Annotated in this window: 10 protein-coding genes; 5 read left to right on the top strand and 5 right to left on the bottom strand. The window is 76.0% G+C overall.

The window, feature by feature from the left end:
• Nucleotides 1-62: 62 nt before the first annotated feature.
• From ACFU0Y_RS05105 to ACFU0Y_RS05085, 5 genes are all read right to left on the bottom strand, one after another.
• On the bottom strand, nt 63-1,070 hold the full coding sequence (locus ACFU0Y_RS05105) for a DNA topoisomerase IB (protein ID WP_380213365.1): 1,008 nt from the start codon (nt 1,068-1,070) through the stop codon (nt 63-65).
• Nucleotides 1,071-1,212: 142 nt separating this feature from the next.
• Entirely contained in the window at nt 1,213-2,331 is a 1,119-nt protein-coding gene (locus ACFU0Y_RS05100; RefSeq protein ID WP_380213364.1) for a hypothetical protein, read from the bottom strand.
• 156 nt (nt 2,332-2,487) lie between these two features.
• The gene (locus tag ACFU0Y_RS05095) at nt 2,488-3,129 is read right to left on the bottom strand and encodes a phosphatase PAP2 family protein (RefSeq protein ID WP_380213363.1); all 642 of its coding nucleotides are present in this window, start codon (nt 3,127-3,129) and stop codon (nt 2,488-2,490) included.
• A gap of 23 nt (nt 3,130-3,152) precedes the next feature.
• Nucleotides 3,153-4,514, bottom strand: coding sequence for a magnesium transporter (gene mgtE / locus ACFU0Y_RS05090; protein WP_380213362.1), 1,362 nt, complete (start codon nt 4,512-4,514; stop codon nt 3,153-3,155).
• Between the two features lie 178 nt (nt 4,515-4,692).
• Nucleotides 4,693-4,872 carry a hypothetical protein gene (locus tag ACFU0Y_RS05085; RefSeq protein WP_380213361.1) on the bottom strand — a complete coding sequence of 60 codons (180 nt, stop codon included), beginning with the start codon at nt 4,870-4,872 and terminating at the stop codon, nt 4,693-4,695.
• Between the two features lie 420 nt (nt 4,873-5,292).
• Between ACFU0Y_RS05085 and ACFU0Y_RS05080 the strand changes: the two genes are divergently transcribed.
• The 5 genes from ACFU0Y_RS05080 to ACFU0Y_RS05060 are packed head-to-tail and all read left to right on the top strand — an operon-like array spanning nt 5,293 to nt 10,588.
• On the top strand, nt 5,293-6,393 hold the full coding sequence (locus tag ACFU0Y_RS05080) for an iron-siderophore ABC transporter substrate-binding protein (RefSeq protein WP_380213360.1): 1,101 nt from the start codon (nt 5,293-5,295) through the stop codon (nt 6,391-6,393).
• A 13-nt stretch (nt 6,394-6,406) separates the two neighbouring features.
• Entirely contained in the window at nt 6,407-7,507 is a 1,101-nt protein-coding gene (locus ACFU0Y_RS05075) for a FecCD family ABC transporter permease (protein WP_380213359.1), read from the top strand.
• A complete protein-coding gene (locus ACFU0Y_RS05070; RefSeq protein ID WP_380213358.1) occupies nt 7,504-8,583 on the top strand; it encodes a FecCD family ABC transporter permease in 1,080 nt (359 codons plus the stop codon). The genes ACFU0Y_RS05075 and ACFU0Y_RS05070 overlap by 4 nt, the downstream gene beginning before the upstream one ends.
• Nucleotides 8,580-9,536, top strand: a complete 957-nt coding sequence (locus ACFU0Y_RS05065) for an ABC transporter ATP-binding protein (protein WP_380213357.1) — start codon at nt 8,580-8,582, stop codon at nt 9,534-9,536. Before ACFU0Y_RS05070 ends, ACFU0Y_RS05065 begins: the two co-directional genes overlap by 4 nt.
• A complete protein-coding gene (locus ACFU0Y_RS05060; RefSeq protein WP_380213356.1) occupies nt 9,533-10,588 on the top strand; it encodes a siderophore-interacting protein in 1,056 nt (351 codons plus the stop codon). The genes ACFU0Y_RS05065 and ACFU0Y_RS05060 overlap by 4 nt, the downstream gene beginning before the upstream one ends.
• The last annotated feature ends 25 nt before the right edge of the window (nt 10,589-10,613 follow it).

The raw sequence follows: 10,613 nt of genomic DNA, 5'->3' as shown, positions 1-10,613 counted from the left end.
GCCGTCCGGCCGTCCCGCTCCGGCCGGGGCGGCGCCGCCCGACGGGGAGGACGGGCCGCGGCTCAGGTGAGGAACGCGCGCAGCGAGCGCTCCGCGGCCCGGTAGGTGGCGGCGTCGATGGTCTCGCCGCCCAGGAACCGGTCGATCACCCGCGGGTCCGTGTAGGAGCTGCGGGCGATGGCGGGCGTGTTGCCGAGGTGCCCGGCGACCTCCCGCATGGCGGCGGAGACGGCCTTCTTCCGGGCGCTCTCGCTGGGCCGGGTGTCGGCGCGGGCGGCGAGCGCCATCGCGGCGGTGACCGTCCCCTGCCACGTGCGGAAGTCCTTCGCGGTGAAGTCGGGACCGCACCGGTCCCGCACGAAGTCGTTGAGCCGGGCGCTGGTGATGCCGGCCCACGCACCGTCCTCGTCGCGGTAGGCGAGGGCGGTCTCGTCCGGGCCGCGCTCCAGCATGGGGGCCAGCGCCGCGGCGAGATCGGCGTCCCGGAGGCTCAGCGTCCACCGGTGCCCGCTCTTGCCGGGGAAGTCGAGGTGCACGTCCCGCCCGTCCACCCGGACGTGCTGGACCAGCAGCGTGGTCACGCCGTAGGAGCCGTTCGACTGGGCGTACTCCTCGTTGCCCACGCGCAGAGCGGCCTCGTCCATGAGCCGGAAGGCCGCCGCGCAGGCCTTCTCCTCCGTGGCGCCCTCCGAGCGCAGCAGCCGGGTGACGGCCGGGCGGGCCTGCGGCAGCGTGTCGCCGAAGTCGAGGACGCGGTCGAACTTCTCGCGGTCCTTGAGCTCCCGCCACCGGGGGTGGTAGATGTACTGGCGCCGCCCGGCGTCGTCGACGCCCGTGGCCTGGATGTGCCCGTTGGGCACGGGGCTGATCCACACGTCCCGCCAGGCCGGGGGGATCGCCAGCCCTCGGATCCGCTCGAGCTCGTCCCGGTCCTGGACCTTCGTGCCGTCGGCGTGCCGGTAGGCGAAGCCCTTGCCGTACCCCCGGCGGCTGATCCCGGGGCGGTGGCAGTTGCTGCGCCGCAGCCGGGGCGTGCGGGGCTTCGCTGGGCTCTGCTGCGTGGCGGCCATGGTGTCCTTCCGGATCGGCTCCGGGAGCACCCCGGGAACACCAAGTCTACTGATCGTCGGCGTCCGTGCGGGGACCGTGGTGGCCCAGGAGGGCCCGGTCGGGGCTCGGTCGGGGCTCGGTCAGGGCTCGGTCAGGGCTTGGTCAGGGCTCGGAGCGGGTGTACGCCGCGGCGCGCACGGCGTCGTCGTCCTCGAGCCCGGCCCCGAGGGCTCCGCCCACGGTGGCGAGGGTGGCTGTGAGCCATGCGAGCTTGACGTACTCCTCCGCCCCGGCGGGCTCCCCGATGACCTCCTCGAGGACGCCGCGGTCCACGAGCAGCAGCGCCCCGAGCCACGACAGGGCGAAGACCGCGAGGTAGAAGACGGACACGCCGATGGCCACCGTGGCGGCGGTGGCGAGGTTGAACAGGGCCACCTGCTCGCGCTCGGCCCGCCGGCGCGGGCGCTCCCAGAGCCGGGCGCCGACCACGAGCGCGCCGGTCACCGCGGCGATCGACAGCAGGCCCAGCAGACCGAGCCGCCAGGGCCCGTAGGCGGCGGCGAGCAGCCACAGGTCGGAGGCGACCAGGGTGAGCACACCGGTCGCCGCGGCCAGGGCGAGCAGCCGGGACAGCCGCACCACCAGGGTCCACGGCCGGTTGGCGCGGATCATCCCCAGCAGCAGGCGCACGTTGCCGCCCAGGACGCGGGCGGTGAACTGCACGGCGTTGTCCTCGGGGCGGTCCCCGAGGTCCTCCGCCCGCTGCCGTGCCCGCCGCACGAGCTCCTCCTGCGCGTCGGCGTCGTCCGTGTCCTCCGTGTCGTGGCCGAGCAGCCGGCCGACCACCCGCACGGTCGTCTGCCGGGCCCTCTGCCCCACGTGCAGCGCGCCGAGGGCCGGGACGGCGACCAGGCCCACCCCGTGCACGGGGCTGAGCTGGGTGAGCACCGGGGAGCGGCCGTCCTTGAGCGGGACGTCGGTGAGGACGACCACGAGGTCCCAGTCCTCGTCGAGCATCCGGTCGCGGGCGGCCTCGAGCAGGTCCAGGCCGTCGGCCGGCGGGACGACCAGCCGGTCGGTCACCGCCGCCACCCGCCAGCGCACCCCCGGGAACCGCTCGTGCAGCAGCCCCGGCAGGGCGGCCGGGAGGTCGCGGGGCAGGGCGCCCGCGATCTGGGGCGAGAGCACCAGGCCGACCAGCAGCTCGGGCACCGGGTCGTGGCCGGTCATGTGGCCGGCGGTGGCGGAGGGGTCGACAGTGGCGGAGGAGTCGTCGGGCACCGCTCAATCCTGGGGCAGGACCCGCGGAAACACCACTCGTCCCGCCGGCCGCCGGAAGACCGCCGGATCGGGCGGCGGCACCGGGAGCGGGTGACGGCCGGAGCCCTCCGCCGCGGCTGCGGGAGCGGCGGCGCGGTGCTCCCGCAGCCGCGGCCGTCACCCGGGTGAGGACGGGTGCGGGGCCCGGCCGAGGCGCTCGGCGAGGGGCAGGGCCCAACGGGTGAGGACGAGGGCGCACGCCACGGTGGTGCCGACGCCCAGGGCGGCACCGGCGAGGACGTCGTGGGGGAAGTGCACGCCGTCGACCACCCGGGAGGAGCCGGCGACGAGGGCCAGCAGGAACCCGGTCCAGGCCCACCACCGGGCCACGAGGAGCACCACGGCGGTGGCCACGGCGAAGGCGATGGTGGCGTGGTTGCTGGGGAAGGACCAGTTGCCCACCCCGGGGCACTGCGGGTCCGGGAGGACGCTGCGGCACGGGCGGTCGTGGGCGAGCAGGAGCTTGACCGTCTCGCTGGAGCCGTAGGCCACGAGCACGCCGGCTCCGGCGGCCAGGCCAGTGGCCGCCCGGGTGGGGTCCGACCGGAGGGCCTGCCACATCCCCGCCCCGAACCAGGCCGTCAGTCCCAGGATCAGCACGTCCGCCAGCAGTTCGGGCCAGTCGAGCCCGGCGTGGGCCACGGCCCGGTACACCGCCGTTGAGGGCTCCCGCAGCAGCAGGGCCGAGGCGCCGAGCAGCACGCCCGTACCCCACCAGGACAGGGCGGCGAGCACGGTGCTCCGGGCAGTGGTGCGCATGGGGTCCTTTCCGCGGGCGGGTCTCACAGGCCGAGGACGGCCCGGGCGATGAAGAAGTAGACGAGCAGCCCGGTGGCGTCGACGAAGGTGGTGATGAACGGGTTGGAGAACACCGCCGGGTCCACCCGCACGGTCCGCCCGATCAGCGGCATCGCCCCGCCGACGGTGGCCGCCATGGTGCAGATGCTGAGCAGCGTCAGCCCGACCACCGTGCCGATGGGCACCCCGTAGGCGACGGACGCGAAGAGGAACCCCACCGCGCCCAGCAGCAGTCCCAGGCTCAGTCCCACGCGCACCTCCCGGGCCAGGACCTTGAGGATGTCGCGGGGACGGACGTCGTCCAGGGCCAGGGCGCGGGTGAGAGTGGTGGCGGCCTGGTTGCCGGTGTTCCCGCCGGTGCCGATGAGCAGCGGGATGAACAGCGAGAGCACCACCATCTGCTCCAGGGTGTCCTCGAAGACCTCGAGGACCTGCACGGTCAGGGTGGCCCCGACGGCCAGCACGAGCAGCCACACCACCCTCGAACGGACGATGGAGCGCACGGGCGTGGACAGGTAGGGCCGGCGCAGGGGTTCGGAGCCGCCGATCCGGGCCTGGTCCTCGGAGTCGGCCTCCTCCAGGATCCCCAGGGCGTCGTCGACCGTGAGGATCCCGACCAGGCGGGTCTCCGCGTCCACGACCGGCAGGGCCAGCAGCTTCAGGTCCGCGCACCGGCGTGCGGCCGTCTCGGCGTCGTCGGTGGCCCGGGCCGAGTACGCCTCGTGCAGGATCTCCCCGACCGGCGTCCCCGGATCGGCGCTCATCAGGTCGCGCAGGCTCACGATCCCGACCAGACGGCGCCGGTCGTCGAGCACCGGCAGGGTGTAGACCGTCTCGGCGTCGGACAGCCGCGCCCTGACCCGTTCGAGGGCCTGGCCGGCCGTCGTCCCGGGACGGGTGGCCACGTACTCGGGGCTCATCCGCCGCCCGATCGAGCCCGCCGGATACCCCAGCACCGCGGCGGTGAGCTCCCGCTCCGCGGGCGAGAGACGGTGCAGCAGACGGGTGGTCACCGAGGCGGGCAGCTCGTCGAGCAGGGCGACGCGGTCGTCGGGGTCCAGCTCGGCGAAGACGGAGGCGACCTCCTCGTCCTGCAGCCCGCGCACCAGGTCGCCCTGCAGGGTGGCGTCGAGGCCCTCGAAGACCTCCAGGGCCGTGGTCTTGGGCAGCAGCCGGTAGAGCAGAGCGCGCCGCTTGGCGTCCAGGCGCTCCAGCACGGTGATGACCTCGTCGGCCGTCAGCGGCGCCAGGGCCGCGGTGACGGCCGGGAGGTCCTTCTCCGCCAGGGCGCGTTCGATCGCGGCGGAGAGCTCCTGGGAGGCGGTGAGGGTCCGGTCGTCGTCCATGGGTGAGGTCCTCCTTCACGGTGACGGCCCGGCGGGGACCGGACCGGCGGGCACCGGGGGCAGCGGTCGGGCAGGAGGCAGCGGTGGTCGCGGTGCCGCGGCGCGGCGGCGCCCGGGCCGGGGCGCACCGCCCGCACCGGGCGCCGGCGTCGCCCCGGTGGCGCCGCCCGGGCCGCCCCTAGTGCTCCTCGGGTCCGCCCGGGTCCGGGGGCTCGCCGCGCCGGATGAACAGCTGCGCCCTGACGGCGATCGCGCAGAGCACGGCGCTGACGACGACGACCCCCCAGTCGCCCCGGACCGCGCTGAGCACGGCGACCGTCAGCGCGATCAGGGCGGCGACAGCAGGCAGGAACCTCATCGGCGTTCCCCTCCTCCCGTGGGCCAGGACTCCATTCCACCATGCAGGACACAGACCGTGCTCGGCCGGTGGCGCGCAGCACACGACCTCCGCCCCCGGCGGCCGTCTGGTCCCTCCGGGGTCCAGCAGGCGGACCCAGCAGGCAGGTCGTGCAACCGGGAGGTGGAGGAGCGCGGCGTGGCCGAGGCAGGGCCGCCGGGCCGCCTCGACCATGTCACCGAGGTCTGCGAGCGTCCGCTCGGGCGCCCCGGGGAGCGCGGCAAGCCGTCCCCCACCCGTCGATGGAGCGATTACATCATGCTCGTGTTGCGTATTGGCCGGAGCACACCCTAGGGTGATCCCAGTCCTACTGGTTAGGCAACCCTTGCCTCACCTGGCTCCGCACCGACGGCCCCGCTGTCGACGTCCGAAAGGGTGGCCGTGGCCTCTCTGCTCCCCCGCGCTCCGCGCCCGCTGATCCCCTCCCCCGCGCGCCGCCGCGTCCTCGCCCCGGCCGCCCTGCTGGCCGCGGGGGCCCTGGTCCTGACCGGGTGCTCCACCGGCCCGGCGGGCGGGGAGGCCGAGAGCGGGTCCGCGTCCGCGGAGGGCGCCACCGGCGAGTTCCCGCGCACCGTGGAGCACGCGTTCGGCGAGACCACGATCGAGGAGGCCCCCGAGCGCGTGGCCACGGTGTCCTGGGTCAACCACGACGTCGCCACCGCCCTCGGCGTGGTCCCGGTCGGTGTGCCCTCCCTGGACTTCGGCGCCAACGAGAACGGCTCCACGGACTGGTTCGACGCCGCGCTCGAGGAGTCCGGCGCCGAGGCCCCGGAGACCTACGCCGAGACGGACGGCATCAACTTCGAGGCGATCGCCGCGCTCCAGCCCGACATCATCCTGGGCGCCTACTCCGGGCTGACCCAGGAGGACTACGACAAGCTCTCCGAGATCGCGCCCGTCGTCGGCTTCCCCGAGGACGCCGTGGCCTACGGGACGTCCTGGCAGGACTCCACCGAGCTCATCGGCCAGGCGTTGGGCCGGGAGGAGCGGGCCGCCGAGGTCGTGGCCGACGTCGAGCAGCAGCTCGAGGACGCCGCCGCCGAGTACCCGGAGCTCGAGGGCACGTCCTTCGTGTACGGCACGCTCGACCCGTCCGCGGCCGACCAGATCTTCGCCTACACCGCGGTGGACAACCGTCCCAAGTTCCTGGAGTCCCTCGGCATGGTCCAGTCCGAGGCGGTCGCGGAGGCCGCCGAGGGCAAGGAGGACGAGTTCTTCATCACCTGGTCCCCGGAGCGCGCCGACGAGCTGACGTCCGACGTCTTCGTCAGCTGGGCCGAGGACGACAGCGTGCGCGAGGCCATCGAAAAGGACCCCCTGCTCAGCCGCGTTCCCGCGGTCGAGAACGACGCCCTCGTGCTCCAGAGCGATCAGCAGGAGGTGCTCTCGGTCTCCGCGGCCTCCCCGCTGAGCATCCCGTGGGCCCTCGAGAACGTGCTGCCGGACATCGCCGAGGCCGCGGCCTCCGCCGGCGGTCGGTGAGATCCCGGTCCCGGTGAGCAGCCCGAGCGCGGTCTCCCCCGCCCGGCCGGCCCGACCGGCCCGGCGGGCCCCCGGCACCGCTGTGCGGCGCCGGGGCATCGCCCTGTCCGCGGCGCTGGCGCTGCTCGTCCTCTCCGCCGCGGCCTCCCTGTTCTGGGGAGCCCGCTCGGTGGACCCGGCCACCGTGGTGGCGGTGCTCACCGGGCTGCCGGCCGATCTGCTCGGCGGGGGCTGGTCCCAGGTCTCCGCCGGGCTGGGCATCGACGCCGCCGTGGTGCAGAGCCGGATCCCCCGCACCCTGACCGCGGTCCTCGTGGGGGCCGCGCTGGCGGTGGCCGGCGCCGGCATGCAGGGGGTCAGCCGCAATCCCCTGGGCGACCCGGGGCTCCTGGGTCTGACCGCCGGCGCCGCGTGCGCGGTGGTCCTCGGCATCGGCTGGCTCGGTCTGGTGGCCACGTGGCAGCTCACCGCGCTGGCCCTGGCCGGCTCGGCCGTGGCCGCCGTGCTCGTCTTCGGCTCGTCCCGGCTCGGCGGCGGCGCCCCGACCCCGGCGGGCCTGGTCCTGTCCGGGGCGGCCGTCAACGCCGGCTTCACCGCGCTGACCACCTCCGTGGTGCTCGTCCTGCCCGCGGTCCTGGACCGCTTCCGGTTCTGGAGCATCGGCTCGGTCGCCCGCGCCGAGACCACCGACCTCGCCGCCGTGGCGCCGCTGGTGCTCCTCGGCGTGCTCCTCGTGCTCGGCGGCTCCTCGGGGCTCAACGCGATGGCGCTGGGCGACGAGCTCGCCCACGGTCTCGGCGTGGACCTGGGCGTGCAGCGCTTCCTGGTGTTCGTGGGCGTGGTCCTGCTCTCCGGCTCGGCCACGGCGCTCGCGGGCCCCATCGCCTTCGTGGGGCTGCTCGTGCCCCACGCCGTGCGCCGTTTCCTCGGCGGCGACTACCGCTGGATCGTCCTGTTCAGCGTGGTGCTGGGCCCCGTGCTGCTGCTGCTGGCCGACGTCCTGGGCCGGGTGCTGACCCCGCCCCAGGAGATCCACGTGGGCGTCACCACCGTGGTGCTGGGCGTGCCCGTGCTGCTGGCGCTGCTGCGCCGGGGACGGAGCGTGACCCTGTGACCGGCACCGTGCTCGCCCCCGCACCCGCCGCCCCCGAGGCGCCCGGCGCCGCCGAGCTCGTGCGCGGCGTGCGCCGCGACCGGTCCCGGCGCACCCGCCGGGCCGTCGCCCTGCTGGCCCTGGCGCTGCTGGCCGCCCTGGCCGTGCGCGTGCTGCTCGGGCGCTACACCGTGACGGTCCCGGACTTCTTCGCGATCCTCGCCGGGGAGCAGATCCCCGGGGCGAGCTTCATCGTGCTCCAGGAGAAGCTGCCGCGCGCCCTGCTCGGCGCGCTCGCCGGCACCGCCCTCGGCTGCTCCGGCGCCCTGTTCCGCCGGGTGCTCCGCAATCCCCTGGCCAGCCCGGACATCCTGGGCATCACCTACGGCGCCGCGGCGGGGGCCGTGGCCGGCACCGCCGTGTGGGGTCTGCGGGGCACGGCCGTGTCCTGGACCGCCCTGGCGGGGGCACTGCTCGCCGCGACCCTCATCGCCACCGCCTCGGTGCGCCTGCGCACCGGTGGGATCGTGGGCGAGCGCTTCCTGCTCGCCGGCATCGGCGTGGCCGCGCTCGCCCAGGCCCTCACCGCGGCCCTGCTGGTGCGGCTATCCCTGAACAGTGCCCAGGACGCCGCCCTCTGGACGGCGGGCTCGCTCAACGCCGCCACGTGGGAGCGGATCACCGTCCTCGGGGCGTGCCTGGTGCTGGCGGTGCCCGCGGCCGTGGCGGTGCACCGCGCGCTCGAGCCCGCCGAGCTCGGCCCCGAGCTGGCGGCCGGGCTCGGGGCGCGCCCGGGTCGCAGCCGGGCCCTGGCGCTGGGCCTGGGCGTGCTCCTGGCCGCCGTGGCCACCGCGGCGACCGGCCCGCTCGCCTTCGTGGCGCTCATGTCCACCCCGGTGGCCACCGCCCTGACCCGCGGCCGGACCTCGATCGTGGCGTGCGCCCTCGTGGGCGCCGTGGTCGTGGTGGTGGCCGACTCCATCGGCGCGGGACTGGTCGCGCAGGTGCAGCTGCCCGCCGGGGTGGTCACCGGCGCCGTGGGCGCCCCCGTGATGCTGTGGCTGCTCGTACGGCAGCGGAGAGGAGCCCTGGCATGAGCCCTGGCACGAAACCCGAGCTGCGCCCCGACCTGCGCCCCGTGCAGGACCCGGAGGCCGACGTCCCCGCGTTCCGGATGCGCGGGCTGTCCCTGGGCTACGACGACCGCACCGTGGTGCGGGAGGTGGACCTCGACATCCCGCACGGGGCGACCACCGTGCTCATCGGCGCCAACGGCTGTGGCAAGACCACGCTGCTCAAGGGCCTGTCCCGGCAGCTGCGCCCGCTCGCCGGCACCCTCGAGGCGGACGGCCGCGGCGTGCGCGAGTGGCACGCCCGCCAGTACGCCCGCTCGGTCAGCCTCCTGCCGCAGTCCCCCGTGGTCCCGGAGGGGCTGACCGTCGCGGAGCTCGTGGAGCGCGGACGGCACCCGCACCGCCGGTGGTGGGGCGCGCCCTCCCCGGACGACGACGCGGCCGTGGCCCGGGCGATGGAGCTCACCGAGCTCACGGCCCTGGCGGCGCGGCCGGTGGAGGAGCTCTCCGGCGGGCAGCGTCAGCGGGTCTGGATCGCCCTGACCCTGGCCCAGCAGGCCCGGACGATGCTGCTGGACGAGCCCACCTCCTACCTCGACCTGGCGCACCAGGTGGACCTGCTGGACATGCTGCGGGGTCTCGAGCACCCGGACGGGCCGGGCGCCGGCCGCGCCACCGTCGTCGCCGTCCTGCACGAGCTGAACCTGGCCGCGCGCGTGGCCGACCGGCTCGTGGCGATGGCCGCGGGACGGATCGTGGCCGTGGGCACGCCCGCGGAGGTGCTCACCCCGGAGCTGCTGGCCGAGGTCTTCGGGCTCCGGGCGGACGTCGCCCGGGATCCCCTGGGCGGGCGGCCCGTCGTCCTGCCCCGCGGGCGGGCCCACGAGGGCTCCCACCCCGCAGCGCCGCCGGCGCCCGTGTCCCTGGACCCCGCCCCCCGTGCGGCCGCCGCCGAGATCGGAAGGACCCTGCTGTGACCGCCCTCCCCACCCCCGAGGCCACCCCGGATGCGGCTGCCGCGCCCGTGCTGTGCGTCGAGGCCGCCGTGACGTCCGTGACCCAGCTGTGCCCGTCCTTCCGCCGGATCACCCTGGCGGGCCCGGAGCTCGCCGGCCTGTCCCCCGCGCTCATCGGGGCCGGGGACCGGGCCCGATGCCGCGACGCCTACATCAAGCTGCTGGTCCCGCCGCCGGACCGCGAGCCGGAGCGGGCGGACCTGTCCGTGGGCCTGCGGGAGGGCTGGTTCGCCCGTCCCGCCGAGGAGCGCGGCTGGATGCGCACCTACACCGTGCGCGGCGTCCGGCGCACCACGTTCTGCGGGATGGTGGTCCCGGAGCTCGTGATCGACGTCGTGGTGCACGGCGGGCACGCCCAGGACGGCCCGGGCAGCCGGTGGGCGGCCGCGGTGTCCCCCGGCGAGCGCGTGTACCTGCTCGGGCCCGGACCGCGGGAGCGGCCCTGGGCGGCGTGGGACCACGGTGGCGCCCACCGCGTGCTCGCCGTCGGGGACGAGACCGCGGCACCGGCCCTGATGTCCGTCGCGGAGGAGTTCACGGAGGCCCACCACGGGCCGGTCGACGGTGGGACGCGTCCCCGCCTCGACGTGGTGCTCGAGGTCCCGCACCCGGACGACGTGGCCGCCCACTGCCTGCCCGCCGACCTGCCGGACGTGCGGCTGCACGTCCTGCCCCGCGCCGGCGGCCCCGAGCCGGCCGGGCACGGACACCGGGCCGCGGTGCGCCTCGCGAGCCTGCTCGAGCTGCCCGGCGGCGCCGTGGACGACGTCCTGGCCGGCCGCCGCCCGCAGCGGGACCGCGGGACCCCGGCCCTCTCGCTCGTGGAGGACGCCGCCGAGCCCCGCGCGTGGTCGGTGGCCGTTCCCGCGCGCGCCGACGCCCCCTATGTGTTCCTCGCCGGCGAGTCCGGCACCGTCAAGGCGCTGCGCCGGCTGTGCGTGGACGCGGCGGGCATCCCGAAGGACCACGTCTCCTTCATGGGCTACTGGCGGCAGGGCCAGGCGGAGTCCTGAGCGGGCGCGGGCCCCGGGAGTGCGG

This window comes from Kocuria sp. NPDC057446, from assembly GCF_042802875.1.
GTDB lineage: Bacteria > Actinomycetota > Actinomycetes > Actinomycetales > Micrococcaceae > Kocuria.
Note: the sequence above shows the minus strand (reverse complement) of the source record. Positions and strands in the feature narration are given on the sequence as shown.

Excerpts from the sequence above, each read along its gene's own strand:
- ACFU0Y_RS05105 (WP_380213365.1), bottom strand. The coding sequence starts at position 1,070 with ATGGCCGCCACGCAGCAGAGCCCAGCGAAGCCCCGCACGCCCCGGCTG.
- ACFU0Y_RS05095 (WP_380213363.1), bottom strand. The coding sequence starts at position 3,129 with ATGCGCACCACTGCCCGGAGCACCGTGCTCGCCGCCCTGTCCTGGTGG.
- mgtE (WP_380213362.1), bottom strand. The coding sequence starts at position 4,514 with ATGGACGACGACCGGACCCTCACCGCCTCCCAGGAGCTCTCCGCCGCG.
- ACFU0Y_RS05085 (WP_380213361.1), bottom strand. The coding sequence starts at position 4,872 with ATGAGGTTCCTGCCTGCTGTCGCCGCCCTGATCGCGCTGACGGTCGCC.
- ACFU0Y_RS05065 (WP_380213357.1), top strand. The coding sequence starts at position 8,580 with ATGAGCCCTGGCACGAAACCCGAGCTGCGCCCCGACCTGCGCCCCGTG.